Consider the following 19,216-nt stretch of genomic DNA (forward strand, 5'->3'; position numbering starts at 1 on the left):
GAATCGAATCTTATATCCGAGCCATTAATGGAGGTGGGCTTGCAGGGTCACTCCCTTCTACATAGCTTTCAAACCTTTTTATCTCCGTTTCTATAGAAATGAAAACACCGACCTTTGCGACGCAGTGGAATGCCGAGCTCATAGAACAATATTACCAGGATTGGCAAAAGGATGCCAATTCCGTGGATTCGCATTGGCAGGCCTTCTTTGAAGGGTTCGAGCTGGGTGAAAATCGTGCTCCAAGCACGGCCAACACAGGGAATAACCAGCAGGGGGTCAAACAGACCAATGTCGACAGTTTGATCTACGCGTATCGTTCGCTGGGCCACACTCTGGCCAATTTGGATCCTTTAGGGCGCCCGAGGGATGACCAACCGCGATTGGATATCGAACATTTCGATCTCACCGAAGCAGATTTAGAGGACACATTCCAGACCGGCCACTTGCTCAAACAACAAACGATGAAGCTCAAGGACATCATCGCCCTGCTGAAGCGCATCTATTGCGGATCAATCGGAGTCGAGTATGTTCACATTCAAGAGACAGAAGTTCGCCGCTGGATACAGAATCGGATAGAACCTTCCGAAAATACGCCGCAATTCGATAACGAGAAAAAAATCCGCATCCTTACCAAGATTCTCGAAGCCGAAACGTTCGAACAATTTCTCCATACTCGGTATTTAGGACAAAAGCGTTTCTCGCTTGAAGGAGCTGAAACGTTGATCGCTGCCTTGGACGGCATCATCCAACATGCCCCGGAAGCAGGTGTTGAGGAGGCAGTAGTGGGCATGGCTCATAGAGGACGCCTAAACGTATTGGCGAATATCCTACGAAAGTCCTATGAATTTGTATTTCAGGAGTTCTCCGAGAACTACATGCCCAACACGGCATTTGGAGATGGAGATGTGAAATACCACCTCGGATTTCACTCCATGATCACTACCAATGCCGGGCCACAAGTCGAGCTACAGATCGCTGCCAATCCCAGCCACCTGGAAGCGGTGGATCCGGTCGTGCAAGGAAAAGTCAGAGCAAGACAACGGATTCGTGGAGATAAAGAAAGAAGGCGAGTATTGCCAATCTTGATACACGGAGATGCGGCATTTGCCGGACAAGGAGTGGTGGCAGAGACCTTAAATTTCTCACAATTGCAAGGCTATCGCACTGGAGGAACCGTTCACATCATTGTGAATAACCAGATTGGCTTCACCACACTACCACACGATGCACGTTCCAGTCAGTATGCCACTGATGTAGCGAAGATGATCGAGGCTCCTATCTTCCATGTAAATGGAGACGACCCACTTTCAGTTGTGATGATCACAGAGCTCGCTCTTGAATTTCGACAGAAGTTTCAAAGAGACGTGGTGATTGATATGTATTGCTATCGCAAACAAGGACACAACGAGACGGATGAACCAGCGTTTACCCAACCCACACTCTACAAAGAGATCCGCAACCATAAGAGTATTTCTCAAATCCTATCGGAGCAACTGGTAGAAGCAGGTACGTTGAACCGGGAAACATATCAACAGATTGAGAAAAAATTTAAGGCAACGCTGGAGGCCGCATTCACATCCGTTAAGAGCAAACAGGAAAAACTGGAGCAGGATCCAGATAAGGAAGCTGAGCTGAACGCGATGAAGTCGGAACGCAAACGGCTGAAGCAACAAGGTACGCACTACTCTTTTGATCCGATAACGACAGCCGTAGATCGAAACCTATTAGAGAAAGTCATCACTAAACTCACGACGACTCCAGACGGCTTCAACGCCAACCCTAAGATCAAGCGCCTCATAGCCGGCCGTAAAAAAGCCTTCGACGATAACCTGCCGATTGATTGGGCTTATGCCGAATCGCTCGCCTTTGGAACCTTACTAGCGGAGGGCACTCCGGTTCGTTTGAGTGGACAGGACTCGCGCCGCGGAACGTTCAGCCAACGGCATTCGGTATTCTACGACATCCAGGATCGAGACCGCTACATCCCGCTTAAGAACATCGACGATGAGCAGGCACAATTCTGCGTTTACAACTCAACGCTCTCCGAAGCAGCCATACTCGGATTCGATTATGGTTACTCCTTGGATTACCCAAAGATGCTTTGTCTCTGGGAGGCACAATTTGGTGATTTTGTGAACGGTGCCCAGGTCATCATCGACCAGTTTATTTCAAGCAGTGAAACCAAGTGGCAACGAATATCCGGAATCGTGATGCTTCTGCCTCACGGCTACGAAGGACAGGGTCCGGAACACTCCTCAGCGCGCCTTGAACGCTTTCTTCAAGCCTGTGCGGAAAATAATATCCAGGTCTGCAACCTGTCCACACCGGCTCAATATTTCCATGTTCTCCGCAGACAAATGCGACGCGACTTTCGCAAACCGCTGGTGATCATGGCTCCAAAAAGTATGCTGCGAAATAAAGATGCGGTAAGCCCATTCAGCGAATTAGAGACCGGGCGATTCCATGAAATAATGGAAGACGATGAAGCCCCCAAGAAACCAAAGCGCATCGTTCTTTGTTCAGGCAAGGTGTATTGGGATCTATACAATCATCGCAAAGATAACGCCATCGACGACACCGTAATTCTGCGAGTGGAACAACTATACCCATTGAATAAGGAACGGTTGAAAGAACTGGCCGACAAGCATAGTGATGCGTCGTCTATCGTTTGGTGTCAGGAAGAGCCTCAAAACATGGGAGCCTGGACCTTCATTGCGCCTCGACTGGAAACCTTATTTGGGAAAACGCCAGCTTATGCCGGACGAAGCAGCAGTGCCAGTACCGCGGTAGGTTCCTTGGCACTTCATAAATACGAACAAAGCGAACTCATTTCCCAAGCATTCAGCCTTTAAAAAGAAACCGAATTTATTATGGCCACAGAAGTAAAAGTTCCACCCGTTGGAGAATCGATCAGCTCAGGTATCCTGGCTGTCTGGCATGTCAAAGAAGGTGATCACGTCAAACGAGACCAATTACTGTTTGAGTTAGAAACCGACAAGATTACATCAGAAGGCTTGGCGGAAGTAAGCGGTATTATTTCCATCAAGACAGAGGAAGGTGAAGAAGTAGATATAGGCCAGGTGGTAGCGGTCATCGAAGAATCAGAAGCGGAGGACGAAGGAGAAACTGAAGCGCCTGAACCTACCACGACGTCCGAAACTGCAGCCCAAGCTGAGGCACAAGAAGATGCACCCGTTTCACCTGCTGTTCGACGAATAGCTGCAGAAACAGGGGTCGACCCAGCCAATATTGAAGGCTCTGGAAAAGGAGGCCGTGTCACCAAAGGCGACATGCTCGAAGCCAGCGCGGACTCTACTGAAAAACAAGAAGCACCGGCAGCAGCTCCTACGCAAAACCTAGAAAGAACTTCGCGGAAAAAAATGTCGGGACTGCGCAGCAAAATTGCTGATCGACTAGTCCAAGCACAACAGGAAGCGGCTATACTCACGACCTTCAACGAAGTTGATATGAGTGCGGTCATGCAGTTGAGAAAACAGCATCAGGAAAAGTTTGTAGCCAAGTACGGTCATAAACTCGGTTTCATGTCTTTTTTCGTTAAAGCGGTTGTGATTGCCTTGAAGGAAGTCCCCGGGGTAAATGCCCAGATAGACGGAAACGAGATCGTCACCAACCACTACTACGACATCGGTATCGCGGTTGGGACTGAAAAAGGTCTGATTGTTCCGGTCGTGAGAGATTGCGACAAAAAATCATTCTCAGGTATCGAGGCAGACATCCTTCAATATGCCGGTAAAGCGCGCGATGGAAAACTGGCCATTGAAGATCTTCAAGGTGGCGTATTTACAATCACTAACGGCGGTATTTATGGCTCCATGTTATCAACTCCCATTTTGAATCGACCGCAAAGTGGAATCCTCGGAATGCATTCCATCCAGGAGCGCCCCATGGCTGTTAATGGTGAAGTCGTTATAAAGCCGATGATGTATTTGGCGCTCTCATACGACCACCGCTTGGTCGATGGAAAAGAAGCCGTTACCTTCCTTATTAAAGTGAAGGAAGCGATTGAAGATCCCACCACACTCCTTTTCGAAATTTAGTTATGAGCGCAGACAATTTTGATGTCGTAGTCATTGGGTCAGGCCCTGGCGGTTATGTCGCAGCCATAAGAGCGTCTCAATTAGGCTTGAAAACGGCCTTGATTGAAAAAGGAAATCCAGGAGGCACTTGCCTGAATGTCGGCTGCATTCCAAGCAAGGCGTTACTGCACTCAACCGAGATGCTTCATTTCACAAAAGACAAAGCCGCCAATCATGGGATTCAAGTGGACGGTGTTTCTGTGGATCTGAGCCAGCTCATGAAACGCAAAGACACCGTGGTGAATACGCTCAAGGGTGGCGTAGAAATGCTCGTCATTAAAAAGGGAGGCACGATCTTTAAAGGATTGGGTGTTATCCAATCTCCTAATACCGTATTGGTAAAACAGGAGGACGGTGAAACAACGCTTCAGACAAAGCACATAATTATAGCAACCGGCTCGACGCCGATCGAGCTCCCCTTCCTCCCATACGATAGTGAAAAAATCGTTTCGAGTGATCAGGCGATCGCGTTTGATTCAATTCCAGAAAAATTGGCGGTGATTGGTGCGAGTGCCATCGGGCTCGAACTGGGCTCGGTATGGGCACGCCTCGGATCTGAAGTGACCATCGTTGAATACTTGCCAAAAATTGCTCCTGGATTTGACGACGACCTACGCAAACTCTCTGAACGCGTATTTAAACGACAAGGACTTAAATTTCTTACCGCCACAAAAGTAACGAGCGCAGATACCTCCGAGGACAAAGTCGTTCTAAAAGCCCAGAGAAAAGGAAAAGAAGTCAGCATTGAAGCAGACAAAGTCCTCGTAGCGGTAGGCAGAAAACCCAACACCCTGAACACTGGCGTTGAAGAAGCTGGAGTGAAGACGGATGAAAAGGGACGCATTGAAATCGATCATCACTTTCAATCCAACATACCGGGTATCTATGCAATTGGGGACGTCGTTGCCGGCCCCATGCTCGCACACAAGGCAGAAGAAGAAGGCGTCGCAGTTGCCGAAATCATCGCTGGCAAAGCGGGTCACGTTAATTACGACGTGATTCCTGGAGTCATCTACACTGACCCGGAAATCGCTTCGGTTGGCATAACAGAGCAACAAGCACAGGAATCCGGAATTGAAGTGAATACCGGCAAGTTCAATTTATCTGCCAATGGACGTGCCATAGCATCGGACGTAACAGAAGGCATGGTAAAAGTCATTGCCGATGCAAAAAGCGATAAGCTTCTTGGCGTGCAGATTCTCGCCCACAACGCATCTGAGCTCATTGCAGCCGCAGTGACGCACATGGAATATGGGGGAAGCGCGGAGGATTTAGCTCGAACCATTCATGCTCACCCTACGCTATCGGAATCACTCAAAGAAGCAGCCCTCTCAGCCGATGGGCGGGGAATTCATAGCATTTAAAACAGATACCGATGGGTGTTGATTTGCCGAACCAAGATTTTGGATAGAGCCAAATTCCGAAGTCAGGGGCAACCCCTCTGGAAACCAACTAGGCTTCGTAACGCTTGAATACGAGCGATCCGTTATGGCCGCCAAACCCAAGATTGTTACTCATGGCTACCCGAACATCTAACGTTTCTTTGGTGTTGGGGGTGTAGTCGAGGTCGCACTCCGGATCTTGATCGTCCAAGTTAATCGTAGGTGGAATTTCCCCAGTCATAATTGATTTCACACAAGCAACTGCTTCAATCCCTCCCGCAGCACCCAACAAGTGTCCGGTCATTGATTTGGTGGAACTGATCGCAACTTTCTTAGCGTGATCACCCAGGCAATTTTTAATCGATTGAGTCTCAATCTTGTCGTTGTAGGGAGTAGAAGTGCCATGAGCATTTACATAGTCTACTTCTTCCGGAGCAATTCCAGCATCCTTCAATGCGATACGCATCGCATTCTCCAAACCTTCACCTGAAGTATCAGGAGCTGTAATATGATAAGCATCACAAGTGCCCCCGTATCCGGAAATCTCACACAAAATATTGGCTCCACGGTTTAGAGCGTGCTCCAATGATTCAATCACAATCACGCCAGCTCCCTCACCCATGACAAATCCATCACGGCCAGCATTGAAAGGTTGGCTCGCTTTCTGAGGATTATCATTCTGAGTACTCATGGCCTTCATCTGACAAAAGCCCGCATAAGCCAACTTTGTGACACTGGCTTCACTGCCCCCAGCGACCATCACATCGGCATCACCATAACGTATATGTCGTAGTGCTTCTCCAATGGAATTGGTTCCTGTTGTGCAGGCACTGACGATTCCGAAGTTGGGTCCTTTTGCGCCAAGATCGATCGCAACCTTACCGCAACCCATGTTCGCAATGAGCATAGGAATCATAAATGGAGAAACTCTACGAGGCCCACGGTCGAAAAGGGTAAACGATTGTTTCTCAATCGTGTCCATCCCTCCGATTCCAGAACCCACGAAGACACCTACACGGTAAGGATCTTCCTGGCTGATATCGATGCCGGAATCCTTAAAGGCTTCCAAAGCAGCATAGAGTGCAAATTGAGTATATCGATCGTTACGGCGGGACTCTTTTATGTCCATGACCCTGGTCGGGTCCCAATCTTGTATCTCCGCCCCAATCTTACAGGGGTAATCGGTGGTATCAAATGCCTTAACCGAATCGATCCCACTGACTCCATTCAACAGATTGTCGTAAAAGGCATCCGGAGTGTCACCCAAAGATGTGAGTACACCCATACCGGTAACAACGACCCGTCTGTCATTTAGGAAGCTAGTCATAGAAAGATGAGTAGTACGCGTGACTACTCAAAGGTTGAGCTATTGAGACTCTTCTTTGATGTAGGAAATTACATTTCCTACAGTCTGTAGCTTTTCAGCGTCGGACTCAGGAATCTCCCCATCGATCTCGTCTTTGAACTCTTCTTCAAACGCCATGATCAGCTCTACGGTGTCGAGAGAGTCGGCACCTAAATCATCCAAGAAGGATGCCTCAGGAGTAACTTGCTCTTCGTTTACGTTGAGCTGATTAACGATGATTTCAGTAACGCGTTCTTCAGTTGTTTTATCTGCCATGGTAGGAACTAGATGTTTAAGATTATTTGAGAGTTTAAATCGTCATACCGCCGTCAACAGTAAAAACCTGACCAGTAATATAATTCGCTTCCTCAGAAGCCAGGTAGGTTACCATATTGGCGATGTCTTTGGGGTCTCCGAATCGTTTTAAAGGAATTTGCGCCAAAACCTGCTCTGATAAATCCCCTTCCTGAAAAGAGCTGGTCATGTCGGTCGCAATAAAACCAGGAGCAACCACATTCGAGGTAATGGAGCGAGTGGCCAACTCTTTCGCCAAAGTCTTAGCAAAGGCAATCATGCCCGCTTTAGCGCTCGCATAATTGAGCTGCCCGGGATTTCCAATGATACCACTTACAGAGGACACATTAATAATGCGACCCCACCGCTTGCGGGTCATGGGACGAACCAGGCCTTTAGCCCAGTAAAAACAGCTACTGAGGTTGGTATCAATGACAGCCTGCCAGTCCTCCTCGGACATACGTATCAGAAGATTATCTTTTGTGATTCCGGCGTTATTTACCAGGATATCGATCCCACCATGTTCCTCGATCAGTTGTTTGCAGGCTTCCCCAACAGCACTGGAGTCCCCCACATCCACGGCCAGAGAAGAGGCTTTGCCACCATTGGCCAGAATGGCCTCTGCAGCGGATCCACAACTCGCGGGATTCACACTCACACAAACCACATGAACTCCTTCAGCGGCCAAGGATTCAGCAATTGCTTTTCCGATGCCTCTTCCGGCACCGGTTACAACCGCTATTCGATCATTAAAAGTCAGGTTCATAAAACGGAAAGTGGGACACAATTTCTATGCCCTATCAAGTGAAATTAAACAGCGAATTAGACGAGTATTTCAGTCAAAATAGTTAGCAACCTCAATAAACATCACGCTGGTAGCGTTTATCTTTCTTTAATTGCTTAAAAAATGCGACCGCGGCCTCCTCGCTCAGTCCACCATGCTCCTGCGCAATCTGGTGCAGAGCGGCATCTACATCCTTTGCCATACGCTTTGCATCTCCACAGACATAAAATGAAGCTCCCGATTCGAGCCATTCCCACAGTGTAGCCCCGGATTCGATCATTTTGTCCTGTACATATACTTTCTCGTCTTGGTCACGCGACCATGCCAAATCGAGGCGCTCGAGATGGTTAGCCTCTTTCATTGCCTCAAATTGCTCACCATAGAGGTAATCGGTTGCTGCATGCTGATCTCCAAAAAACAACCAGTTTTTACCACTTGCCTTGGTTGCGATGCGCTCTTGAAGAAATGCTCTAAAAGGTGCAATTCCTGTCCCTGGCCCCACCATAATAATCGGAGTCGAATTATCTTCAGGTAACCCAAAATGGGACTTGGTGACGAATACAGGCAGAATCGCTTCGTTTAAGGCAACACGGTCTGAGAGATAGGTACTACATACTCCACTACGCTCGCGGTGATTGGTTTCATAACGAACGACAGCTACCGTTAAGTGAATCTCGCGCGCATGGACCACAGATGAGGACGCTATTGAGTATAACCGGGGCATCAACTTCCTCAATCATTGGACAAAGTCTTGTGGAGAAAATCGAACCGACGGAAACTCCTCTAACAGGTCAATAAATTCCCGTTCTGACAAAAAGAGGGCTGTACTTTCCTTATTCTCATCCTCCAGGAGTTTAAGTAGCTGAGCTTTCTCAGCAGCATCTTCAGCTCGTTCGGCAAACGCCCGAAGGGATTTGCGAGTGGGAGATGCCAGGGATAGCTTCCGGGTCAGCGCTTCTTCTAATCGAATTTCATTCTCGGTGCGTGGGAGAATGACCGACTCATCGCCACTGGCGTGGAGTGCGCGAAGGATAGCATCTACCTCCTCCTTCGAATTCGAAGGGAAAACTCCCAGTGAATCTCCACAGCTATACCCCAAGTCACTCCCATCAATACTCACGACGAAATGACGAGTATTCTTGGCAGAGCCGACTTTGTTAAGTTGGGTGTTTTCGGTGAGCCGAGCCAAAAACGGATTATTTTTGTTGTATTGAGATTCTACTTCAGAAGCCATACTTTTAATAGTCGCGCCTAATCACTAGGCCATACACACCAATTTCAATCTCGAAATTAGAAAATTTAATAATCACACCACCTTCAGAATGTCTGAGCACAATACAGAAAGACTTCAAAAATTCCTTGCCCAGGCTGGCGTGGCTTCTCGACGTAAAGCCGAAAGGCTCATAGAAGAAGGCCGCGTAACCGTGAACGGACAGGTCGCCCAGATCGGTCAAAAGGTGAATGGTGAGGTAGATCATATCTTCTTCGACGGTCGCCGTATACAAAAGTCTGGGACACCCAAAGTCGTTTTGGTTCTAAACAAACCAACGGGATACACCTGTACCCATGCGGATCCCTATGCAAAGAGGACTATTTATGAGTTGCTGCCGAAAAACTTTCAGGCAGATAGTACCCTTCACTGCGCGGGTCGCTTGGATCGTGACAGCCAAGGCCTGATTGTTATCACGAATGATGGCGATCTCACCTATTCACTCACTCACCCTTCCCAGAAAGTCCTGAAACACTACCGGGTAGTCGTTGATAAGGAGTTTCCATTCCACCTAGTAGGAGACATGATCAAGGGTGTTCGAGATGAGGGCGAACTTCTCCGAGCGGAAGCGGTGTTGCCTAACCCCGGCAAGCCCCGGGAGTTGGATGTCACCCTTAATCATGGCAAAAAACGAGAGATCCGACGGCTTCTAAAGCAACTTGGGTTTGACGTTCTCCAGCTAGAACGTTTCAAAATTGGAAAATACGGGATCCAAGGCCTACGTTCTGGGTCCGTAAAAAGGCTCACAGAAGCAGAAAAGGAGTTGTTGTTGTCCTAAAGAGACCTTAGCTTCACCGTTCACACGCAAAAAAATCATGATCCGATCCAAAATTTTGAGAACTGCCCTTCTCTCCCTTTTTCTAATTACAGGTATTCGAGGAGCAGAAGCACAAGGCGTCATTTCGCTATATTTACAAGCCGATCCCACCTCCCACCTGGTGACCAATATTCCATCTGACGATGCTCGACTCGCATCCGCGGTCGATCTTCCAGCAGAGCCCGGTAACGCAAACCTATGGAAGTTCATCGAGTTCGAAGACACTTTCGAAGGTTACGTGCGTAAGTCTTATGTTACCAAGGGACTCACCCTTCAAGTAGGTGCGCCCGTCTACTTGGTTGCAGGAAATGAAAATACCTTTCTAGCAATCCATCAGGAAAATGGAACCGCTGAAGTGATTGAAGCAGCTGGGGACTATATGAAAGTCTCCATATCCGCATCCATCCCGGTATTTTTTGAATCTGATACACCCGCTGCAGCTCCTCCTATTCCGGAAGAACCCATCGCGGCAGCCCCTATCGATGATTTTGAACCCCAATCGGCTGTCGTAGAAGACGACTTGGCAGCCGCCGTTCCCGCAGACGTAGATAATGGAGCTCCCTACCCAGGTGAGCCTATTGACCGCATCCTTGAAGGTAAATTAGCCGCCTACAAACCTGTCTTCTCCAACCCCTTCAAACAAGAAGGCTATCAGTGGGAGATTTTAAACCGACGGAAAAAACGGATTGCTTTCGTTGACCCGCGGAACCTGATCGTGGATCGCCCCCTTGAATCCTATGAAGGCAGACAAGTGAGCCTTTCCGGAAGTATCTACCAAATCAACAAAGGCCGCGACCTGGTAATAGTAGCTAACCAACTGACCCTGCAGTAACATTCTATGAAGCTGATCGACGGCAAGCAAATCGCCGCCACTATCCTTGAAGAAATAGCTGAAGAAGTCGCCCAACTGGGTGAAGAAAAACCAGCCGTCACGTTTATCCGAGTTGGAGAAGATCCAGCCTCCGTTTCCTATGTCCGAAACAAAGAACGAGCTGCTGCCAAGACCGGCATCCGAAGTGAACTGAAAGTTTTTCCTGAATCTATTACCCAGGATGAACTTCTGGCAGAAGTCGAAGCTCTCAATAACGATGCATCCGTTCATGGGATACTCGTGCAGGCGCCTCTCCCAAAGCATATAGATGAAGGCACCATCTTCAGAGCCGTGCTTCCAGAGAAAGATGTAGATGGATTTCATACGGTGAACATTGGAAAACTTTGCCAGGAAGATCCCACCGGTTCCGTTGCCTGCACTCCAGCAGGGATCATAGAGCTTTTGAGACGTTCGGACATTCCAGCTGAAGGCAAACATGTCGTTGTGCTGGGTCGCAGTTTGATCGTCGGAAAACCCGCCGCCCTGCTCTTCTTGCAGAAAGGTGCTTTTGGCAATGCCACCGTTACGGTGTGCCATTCACGTACTCAGGATATTGCTTCTGTGATAAAGCAAGCAGACATCGTAGTTGCTGCCATCGGCCGTGCTCATTTTGTAACAGCTGATATGCTGAAACCAGGAGCAGTCGTTATTGATGTGGGTATCAACCGAATTGAAGATAGCTCACGCAAAAGTGGATATCGATTGGTTGGAGATGTGGATTTTGAAGCGGCTAGCGCAATTGTGTCCGCTATTACGCCGGTACCTGGCGGAGTTGGACCCATGACAGTTGCTATGCTAATGCAAAACACGTTGAGCGCGTTTAAGACATTGCACTCATAGACACGGTATGGATCAGCCACCGGAGCTTCCATCATCGGCAGAGATTGAAATAGGAATAAGCATGAAACCAGCCCCGGCGTGGGTACGGTTACTTGCCGGAGCAGCAGATGCCATTGTGGCAGGTTTGTTTTCTCTGGCTATCATCATCTTTTTCCTGATTCCCGTGTTTTACCCAGAGACTCAGACCATACTGTACGAATATACCGAACAAGCCACCGAATCACTCACCGGAAATACTGAGCTTGCTCGACAACTACTTGAGAACACCGCCGTTCGAAACATGGTGTTCGCGAGCCAGATTATCAATTATTCGCTCTTCTTCTTTTATTACCTCCTCAATGAATGGATCCTTCGAGGAAGCTCATTTGGCAAAAAGATATTTGGAATCAAAACAGTCAGACGGAACCCGGAAGAGGCACTATCGCCCAACACCTTGTTTCTAAGAGCCTGGCTCAAAACACTATTTTTACTTTTTCACCCAATTCTTTGGATCACCTTTATTTGGGCGGTATTCCAGAAGGATAGGCGATCGGTACACGATTTAATTACGGGTACCTGGGTAATTGATTAGGAAAAATTCCCTAGAATGTAAGTAGTCTTTTAAACTTCGGTTTTTTGTTAGACAAAAACCATACCCTAAGGTTTACCCTTAGGCCTCCTTTATAAAAACTCTGCATCCAAGGTGAAGATAAAACCTAAAATTTTAGTGGTTGATGATCAACCCGTGAACGTAAAGCTCCTAGAAAAGAAGCTCATCCGCGAAGATATGGATGTGTGGACTGCCAACGATGGTGAAACATGCCTGTCGCTGGTGAAAGAGCATCAACCCGATGTCATCCTTCTGGACGTCATGATGCCCAATATGGATGGCCGTGAGGTGTGCGAACGACTGCAAGAAAGCGAGGATACTCGTTCGATTCCTATTATTTTTATTACGGCTAACTCCTCAAAAGAGGGAAAGCTGGAAGGCCTAAGTGCCGGCGCAGTTGATTATATCACAAAACCCATAGATCTAGAGGAAACCGTGGCTCGGGTAAATACGCAGCTCCGCTTCCTTGAAGTGAACCGCGAAACCAAACGCTTGGGAGAAGCTCGCCGTAATGCAGCCATAGGAGCAATTACCCAGGGGATCGCCCACAATGTAAACAATATGCTGGGAGTAGTCGTAGGTTACTTGGATCTGATCAAAACCGATCTTACCAACGAAGAACTTGTTCATCGGGGCATAGGAGTCATCGACAAAACGGTGGCCAAAATGACCGGTATTGTAAAACAACTCAGCCGCCTTGACAGTGAGACACAAATCGCTGTTGGGGAGTTGATTCTCGACGAGCTTCTCGAAAGAGCGGTCGACCGGTTCAAAGAAGAACACGAGATTGAGTATGTGGAACTCCACATGAGCAATCCAGAACTCAAACTCCAGGCCAACCGTGAAACATTTGAGGATGTCGTTTCCAGACTTATGGAAAATGCCATGGAGAGTTACCATCGATTTGATTGCGACGACCCCATTATACGGGTTGAAACAGACGAAATAATCCGTGAACGTGTAGAAATGTTGCGCTTAAGAGTTACCGATAATGGCAAAGGTGTTCCCGATAATATTCGGGATAACATCTTCGAACCATTCGTAACCATAAAAGCTGGGATAGGTTGTGGCATGGGATTGACCGTGGCCAGACACTCGGCTCGATCTTTGCGCGGCGAAATTGACGTACAGCCCAACCCAGATGGTCAGGGAACTGTATCCACTTTGTACCACCCTATTCACGCGCCCAATGACTCACAGTTTTAGGATCGGTTTCTGGGGCAGCGGTAACATGGCCAGTGCCATGATGCGCGGCCTCATTTCGAAAAACGTTGTCCCACCAGAACAAATTTACTGCATCAGCGAATTCGGCCGAGGCGCCGGAGCCTTTGCCAAGGAAACGGGAGCCCATTCATGCGGTAACTCTTATGAGGACCTGATTGAAGCCAGCGACATACTCGTTCTCGCATTTAAGCCTCAACAATTGGACACCCAGGCGGAAGCCGTTGCCTCCATCAACAACCGACTAGTGCTTTCAATCCTGGCCGGCACGAATCTGAAAAAACTGAATACTTCGATCCCCAATGCCGGGACGATCGTACGCACCATGCCCAATACTCCCGGTCGTATCGGCGAAGGCATGACGGGGTTTTGTTCGGACAACGAACTTTCAGAAGACCATAAAACAATCCTCCATGCTGTCTTAGGTAGTCTGGGCGAAGTCGTTGAGATCAACGAAACACTTATGGATGTCCATACCGCAGTCGCCGGAAGTGGTCCCGCCTATGTATTCGAATTTATCGCTGCCCTGGCAGAAGCAGGTCAGGCCGAAGGGCTCTCAGAAGACATGGCCCTACAAATCGCCAAGCAAACCGTTTTCGGTTCAGCCGCACTCGCAAAGCAAGCCGATGAACATCCGGAAGAACTGCGAAACCAAGTCACATCCAAAGGCGGCACTACACAAGCTGGCCTGGAAACCATGGCTGCAGAAAACTTTCGTACTCTCATTCACAACACTGTTCGGGCCGCTAAAGAGCGTTCCATCGAGATGGGGAAAGATTAAAGGCCGGAACATCGTCCGGCCTTTAGAATGAAAGTTAATGGGAGTAGCTTTTACTACTCCATCGAGGCTTCAAGCTCTGGAACTGTCCACATGCTTCGTGCACCTGTAGCGGCACGGGCTTCGGCAACGACTGAAGCGTCAACCGCAGGATAATCGTTACCCCAAGTTTGGCGAACATAGGTCAGCACATTGGCGATGTCTTCGTCAGATAAAACGGCTCCCAGTGGCGCCATGATAGAGTTATATTCAGTACCATTAACCATGATAGGACCTTGCATACCTGCGATGACTATACGGGCCAACATATCTGGATCTTTTCCTGTCCAGTCTGATCCAGCCAAAGGTGGAAATGCACCCGGCATTCCTTGACCCGTCACTTGGTGACAAGCCATGCAATTAGACATATAGATTTTTTCACCTAGCGCAATAGGATCATCCGTAGCCACTTCAACGATTCCTCCACCCTGCTCTTTCAATTCTGCAGCGATAGTCTCAAACTCAGCATTTATGGAATCTTTCTCCAGATATTCACTGGAATCAAAACCACCAGAAAATTTGGAGATATAGAGTCCTGCCAGGGCAACAGAAATGACTATACAAAAGTATCCAATCATCTGGGGAAGCCCCAGTGACTTTTTATCGTTTAGCGAAACCAGATCTGCATCTTCTACAGTTCCGGAGTTATTAGAAATTGATGGATCGTCACTCATTACTTTAACCGTTTCGATACAGTTGATTCAGTTAGATCGTAGTCGAGGTTGAGGCTCTGCAAATAAGCAACTAAAGCCACACCTTTAGCTGTAGGAACCACTTCGGTTCCTTCCGCAGGTGTATCGTTACCTGGCAGATCAAGGGCATTCACCGCAGGAGTACCACTAAATTCTTTCTCTTGGAAGAGATGGGGATAAGCCGGCATGGTCGTAGCATCTGCATGTAAGCTAGGCTTGTAGAGATGCATGAATAACCAGTCCGCTTCGCGGCGAGCACCGACATTGGAAAGATCGGGACCCAAACGACGAGAGCCGATCATTGCATTATCATGCAACGCATAATCAGGAGCTACGGACTGACGTCCTCCCCAATCGCGATCAAAGTCTCCTCCGTATCCCGGGCGACGGACTTGTTGAGTGTGGCAAGCAGCACAGGCCATTTCCCGATAAACATCAGCTCCAGCTGCGGCCAGACCTTCAGAACCAATGATGATCTTTCCAGCATCGGCTTCAGCTTGAAGCGATTTTATAGCCTCGTTGTTAACATCGCTGGCGCCAACAACGAGTAGGCACAGCCAAGAGACGGCCATGGCACAAAAAATAAAGGCGAATAAAGATGCGAAATTTTTCATGATTCAACTCCTCCCACCGGTTCGGTTTCGGTTCGGGTCAACTCTTCGATGCAGCTGTCGCAGTCCGGTTTGAGAATAGAAAACAAATTAAGAATAAAGGCACAATGACCGACCCCCAGGAAGATCCAACCCATAGAACGGGCAGCCATGTAGTAGGACGTTTTACGGACGACTTCTGAGAATGGAATGGAAGCATCCATCATGGCAGAACCCTGTTTCCAACCACCAATGGCTAATGGAACAACAATCAGAAGGATTCCGATAAAGGATATCCAGAAGTGTGATGATATGAGAAAGCGCATCGGCCAGTCTCTCCCCATGAATTGAGGGACAAGATAATAGACCAAGCCAAACGCAGTCATGCTGAACACACCATAAATAACCAGGAAGCGGTGAGCATCCAGGAGTATTGTGAATTGTGTCACTTCAGCTATGCCACGCAAGGATAGTAGCGTGGCCCCAATTCCAGAGATCAATAATGCATAGGAAGCAAATTTTGCGAAAAGCAACACATCGTTGTTTTCACTATTCGCTCCACTCTGCCAGAGGGTACCCACGAAATTGATACCTGTGATGGCAAAAAAGATAAGCATCAGGATGCTAGCTACGATGCCAGCAGTGATAATCCAGGAAGGGAAAGGTCCACCGACAAGGCGAGCAACTCCTGCCCAGCTACCTGCAAATATCAGCGCAAAGAACCCAATATGGGACAGACTGTATGACAGGAGACGTGATCCCGACAGCTTTGGAATCAGATAGTAGAGGCCCGCAACTGCAATCGCGCCAAACCAGAGCCAGGTCAAATTCCCTGCGAACCAGCTAGCTACCAAAGCTTGACTGACTCCAGAGCTCGCATCCGAACCGAGCATGATTTTCGCCACGATCTGGATCCAGGGAAACACAAAGAGGGCTGCAATGATGAACCACTGAGAGGCATAAACGTCCTTGTTCGTGCGGTTCGTAAATAACATAATTCCCCAAATGGAAATGAGGGTGGAGGCCATAGCCATAGGTGCTGCAATGTATGCGGGAAGTTCAAGGAACTCAAAGGCTCTTAAGTCACCTATCAAAATCCCAACAACTCCTACGGTCAGAGCGATGTTCCAGAAAGCGCCGGCTATAATAAGTGTTAATCCTGCGCGCACTTCTGAACCACTGAGTCGAGCCATCATCCAGATAGCGACACCAAATGCCAGGTTACAGGCAAAACCGTAAACCAATATCGCGGTGTAAGCGGCTTGGACAAGACCGGTTGTTAAGAAGGAAAATGAATCGAGAAAAGCTTGGTTATGTGATTTCCATGCAGCCAGGTATCCGAAGATGGTTGCAAAAACCAACCACTTGGCACTTGAGAGCAAAAAGACCAATACCGGAGCTTTCAGCGACTGATCGATGGCCGAAATTCCCGAAGGATTGAGCGATGTATCCGTATCAGACATGGTGTAAATTACTGGTTCAGTTCTTCGATTACCAACTCGGTCGCCCGCTCGACAGGGATACGAACCGTACCCTTTTCCTGGTCGACCCAACCGTAAGTGCTAAGTGTTTCCGCTTCTTGCACACGCAAGTCAGCTGCTGATGGTGGTTGATCACCCGATTGTTGTGCTACCTCAACTTTACCCCCATCGCTTAGTTTACTTACTAAGAGAACGAGCAAAGCGAATACGACAATGGTAACGAGGCCTACAAAAACTGAAGGCAAGATCGAAGATCCGTTTGATTGGGATGAATTAGCGGCCATGGTGATGCAAAGATTCTGAGATTCTTGGATCCTTCACTGGGATGACTTGTGTTTTTGCCCAGCTTCTCATGAAAGACCAGGCGCAGAGTCCACCGATTCCGAGGAACGCAGCGATATCCCAAAGAGAGATGTAGAAGGGATATGAGATAAACATCTCATAGTTTTCCCGCTTGGACGGTAGAATGTTGAAATAGAGATCCAACATGTGGAAACAAAGGATCCACACGGAAATAAAGATCATGCGGCTCGCCTTCACCTTGTTTCCGTAAAACAGCAAGTAGATGAAGGTAAACAGGAAGTGGCCAAAAATGAGGCCCATGCTGACCCACCACCAGGCTCCCTGCTCACGCATGTTGTACCAGAAGGTTTCTTCGGGAATATTGGCGTTATAGATCAGGAAATATTGGGAGAAGCTGATGTAAGCCCAGAATACGGTGAAGGCCAACATAAGGCAGCCAAGGTCGTAGAGGTGGCCCCGTTTGAACAGACCGGTTAGGGGTCCGTTCTTATAAACCTGATACAAACAAACTAAAGCCGTTACCGCCAGAGCAGCCCGCATACTGGCGGCAAAGAACCAGACGCCAAACATGGTAGAGAACCAGTGGAATTCGATAGATTTGATCCAGTCAATCGCAGCCATGGACAGGGTCAATGCAGTGAAGATCACTCCAACGGCAGACCACCATACCAGCTTGTTCGTCCACTTGACATCGCCGTCCTTGTCCTGAGCAGCACTGTAGCTGCGCATCTTGTGAGAAAGAAAAATCCACCCGCCGAAACAGACAATCACACCAATCAGAAAACGAGCATCGTTGAGATACCAACTCTTTTTGGTATAAAGCACATCGTCTTTGACTTTTTCAAAATCAATCCATTTCCAGATCAGACCATTGTCTATGAAATAGGTCATGATTAGAAAAACTGCAAAGACTCCCGCTAGTACCGGGAAGATAGAAGTAGCATGCTCAACTTGACGCCGAGGAACCGTTGACCAACCGGCACCAAATACATGGTGAATCAAGTTCAACAACAACATCCCCAAACCGATGCTCAGGTAGAAGGTGAACATGATAAGCAATCCGTAAGCCGGACGTGCGTTATGGTCCATAGCACCGGAGACGGCTCCGAAGATGGCGACTAAAAGAAAAATCACACCGCCAATAAGACAGATATTCGACCAGTTCTTTTTACCTAAAGAAGCGGCTACCGCTCCTGGAGTTGTTACTTCGCTGCTCATAGTCCCAAATCCTTTCTGTTGGCCTGAGGCACGTCTTCGACGGAAGCATTTTGTGCGCGTTGTAATACACGCATGTAGGCAATGACTGCCCATCGTTCTTCCGTAGACAACTTATCTGCATATCCTCCCATAAGACGGATGCCATTGCTCACAGTGTTAAAAATCTCACCTTCTGGCATATCGCGCAGACGATCGTCGTGGTAAGTGGGAGTGACAACCATGCCGCGGAACTTAGTCACGCCGTTACCATCTCCGGTTCCTCCGTGACAAGGGGTGCAATAAATTTGGTATTTAGCAGCACCTAGTTCTATCAGCTCACTCGTAACAGGCATTGGAAATCCTTTTGCCCAAGCGTCGCCGTCTTTTCCGAAGTGAAGAAACTCGTCGTCCTTAAGGTTACCCCGAGCGATCGTTCCAGTAACTGGAATGCGATCGGTGCGACCATCCGCAAAGAATGCAGACGTTCCTTGAGGCTTGTATTTGGATTGGTCATCCATGTCTGGGAATACTTCCAGAGGTGGCTCGGTAAAGGTCGTCCCACGGAATCCAAGAATGGAAACAACGGAAATAACCGCCAAGGCGTATATGAAGAGAAAATATTTCAT

The 19,216-nt window shown here is 48.2% G+C and carries 17 protein-coding genes and 2 pseudogenes; 9 read left to right on the forward strand and 10 right to left on the reverse strand.

Annotation, left to right across the window (positions count from 1 at the left end):
- The first annotated feature begins 98 nt into the window (after nucleotides 1-98).
- Genes GA003_13100 through lpdA form a run of 3 tightly spaced genes read left to right on the forward strand, consistent with a single transcriptional unit; the run spans nucleotide 99 to nucleotide 5,461 of the window.
- Nucleotides 99-2,852, forward strand: coding sequence for a 2-oxoglutarate dehydrogenase E1 component (locus GA003_13100; protein QXD26965.1), 2,754 nt, complete (start codon nucleotides 99-101; stop codon nucleotides 2,850-2,852).
- An 18-nt stretch (nucleotides 2,853-2,870) separates the two neighbouring features.
- Entirely contained in the window at nucleotides 2,871-4,058 is a 1,188-nt protein-coding gene (odhB, locus tag GA003_13105; GenBank protein QXD26966.1) for a 2-oxoglutarate dehydrogenase complex dihydrolipoyllysine-residue succinyltransferase, read from the forward strand.
- Nucleotides 4,059-4,060: 2 nt separating this feature from the next.
- Nucleotides 4,061-5,461, forward strand: coding sequence for a dihydrolipoyl dehydrogenase (lpdA, locus tag GA003_13110; protein QXD26967.1), 1,401 nt, complete (start codon nucleotides 4,061-4,063; stop codon nucleotides 5,459-5,461).
- 88 nt (nucleotides 5,462-5,549) lie between these two features.
- Here lpdA and fabF read toward each other — a convergent pair whose 3' ends face one another.
- The 4 genes and pseudogenes from fabF to GA003_13130 form a co-directional block, all read right to left on the reverse strand.
- Nucleotides 5,550-6,806, reverse strand: coding sequence for a beta-ketoacyl-ACP synthase II (gene fabF, locus GA003_13115; protein QXD26968.1), 1,257 nt, complete (start codon nucleotides 6,804-6,806; stop codon nucleotides 5,550-5,552).
- A gap of 39 nt (nucleotides 6,807-6,845) precedes the next feature.
- Complete coding sequence (locus tag GA003_13120) at nucleotides 6,846-7,100, reverse strand: acyl carrier protein (protein QXD26969.1); 255 nt, start codon at nucleotides 7,098-7,100, stop codon at nucleotides 6,846-6,848.
- Nucleotides 7,101-7,134: 34 nt separating this feature from the next.
- The gene (gene fabG / locus GA003_13125) at nucleotides 7,135-7,884 is read right to left on the reverse strand and encodes a 3-oxoacyl-[acyl-carrier-protein] reductase (GenBank protein QXD26970.1); all 750 of its coding nucleotides are present in this window, start codon (nucleotides 7,882-7,884) and stop codon (nucleotides 7,135-7,137) included.
- Between the two features lie 91 nt (nucleotides 7,885-7,975).
- A pseudogene (locus GA003_13130) lies at nucleotides 7,976-9,136 on the reverse strand (sulfite reductase subunit alpha).
- Nucleotides 9,137-9,224: 88 nt separating this feature from the next.
- On the opposite strand from GA003_13130, the gene GA003_13135 reads away from it, so the two are divergent.
- From GA003_13135 to GA003_13160, 6 genes and pseudogenes are all read left to right on the forward strand, one after another.
- Complete coding sequence (locus tag GA003_13135) at nucleotides 9,225-9,950, forward strand: rRNA pseudouridine synthase (protein QXD26971.1); 726 nt, start codon at nucleotides 9,225-9,227, stop codon at nucleotides 9,948-9,950.
- Nucleotides 9,951-9,987: 37 nt separating this feature from the next.
- Nucleotides 9,988-10,821, forward strand: coding sequence for a hypothetical protein (locus tag GA003_13140; protein QXD26972.1), 834 nt, complete (start codon nucleotides 9,988-9,990; stop codon nucleotides 10,819-10,821).
- Nucleotides 10,822-10,827: 6 nt separating this feature from the next.
- Entirely contained in the window at nucleotides 10,828-11,700 is an 873-nt protein-coding gene (gene folD / locus GA003_13145) for a bifunctional methylenetetrahydrofolate dehydrogenase/methenyltetrahydrofolate cyclohydrolase FolD (protein ID QXD26973.1), read from the forward strand.
- Between the two features lie 61 nt (nucleotides 11,701-11,761).
- Complete coding sequence (locus tag GA003_13150) at nucleotides 11,762-12,271, forward strand: RDD family protein (GenBank protein ID QXD26974.1); 510 nt, start codon at nucleotides 11,762-11,764, stop codon at nucleotides 12,269-12,271.
- Nucleotides 12,272-12,391: 120 nt separating this feature from the next.
- Nucleotides 12,392-13,495 (forward strand): annotated as a pseudogene (locus GA003_13155) (hybrid sensor histidine kinase/response regulator).
- Nucleotides 13,479-14,291, forward strand: a complete 813-nt coding sequence (locus GA003_13160) for a pyrroline-5-carboxylate reductase (protein QXD26975.1) — start codon at nucleotides 13,479-13,481, stop codon at nucleotides 14,289-14,291. Before GA003_13155 ends, GA003_13160 begins: the two are co-directional and overlap by 17 nt.
- A gap of 53 nt (nucleotides 14,292-14,344) precedes the next feature.
- On the opposite strand, the gene GA003_13165 is transcribed toward GA003_13160, so the two are convergent.
- From GA003_13165 to GA003_13190, 6 genes are read right to left on the reverse strand one after another with little or no spacing between them, the layout of a single operon-like run.
- The gene (locus GA003_13165) at nucleotides 14,345-15,001 is read right to left on the reverse strand and encodes a cytochrome c (GenBank protein ID QXD26976.1); all 657 of its coding nucleotides are present in this window, start codon (nucleotides 14,999-15,001) and stop codon (nucleotides 14,345-14,347) included.
- Nucleotides 15,001-15,633 (reverse strand): cbb3-type cytochrome c oxidase subunit II, encoded by a 633-nt coding sequence (locus tag GA003_13170; protein QXD26977.1) that lies wholly within the window; start codon nucleotides 15,631-15,633, stop codon nucleotides 15,001-15,003. Before GA003_13170 ends, GA003_13165 begins: the two co-directional genes overlap by 1 nt.
- Complete coding sequence (locus GA003_13175) at nucleotides 15,630-17,072, reverse strand: cbb3-type cytochrome c oxidase subunit I (protein QXD26978.1); 1,443 nt, start codon at nucleotides 17,070-17,072, stop codon at nucleotides 15,630-15,632. The genes GA003_13170 and GA003_13175 overlap by 4 nt, the downstream gene beginning before the upstream one ends.
- A gap of 8 nt (nucleotides 17,073-17,080) precedes the next feature.
- Complete coding sequence (locus tag GA003_13180; GenBank protein QXD26979.1) at nucleotides 17,081-17,374, reverse strand: hypothetical protein; 294 nt, start codon at nucleotides 17,372-17,374, stop codon at nucleotides 17,081-17,083.
- Nucleotides 17,364-18,611 (reverse strand): hypothetical protein, encoded by a 1,248-nt coding sequence (locus tag GA003_13185; GenBank protein QXD26980.1) that lies wholly within the window; start codon nucleotides 18,609-18,611, stop codon nucleotides 17,364-17,366. Before GA003_13185 ends, GA003_13180 begins: the two co-directional genes overlap by 11 nt.
- On the reverse strand, nucleotides 18,608-19,216 hold the full coding sequence (locus GA003_13190) for a cytochrome c (GenBank protein ID QXD26981.1): 609 nt from the start codon (nucleotides 19,214-19,216) through the stop codon (nucleotides 18,608-18,610). The genes GA003_13185 and GA003_13190 overlap by 4 nt, the downstream gene beginning before the upstream one ends.

This window comes from Opitutia bacterium ISCC 52 (assembly GCA_014529675.2).
Taxonomy (GTDB): Bacteria; Verrucomicrobiota; Verrucomicrobiia; order Opitutales; family UBA2995; genus UBA2995.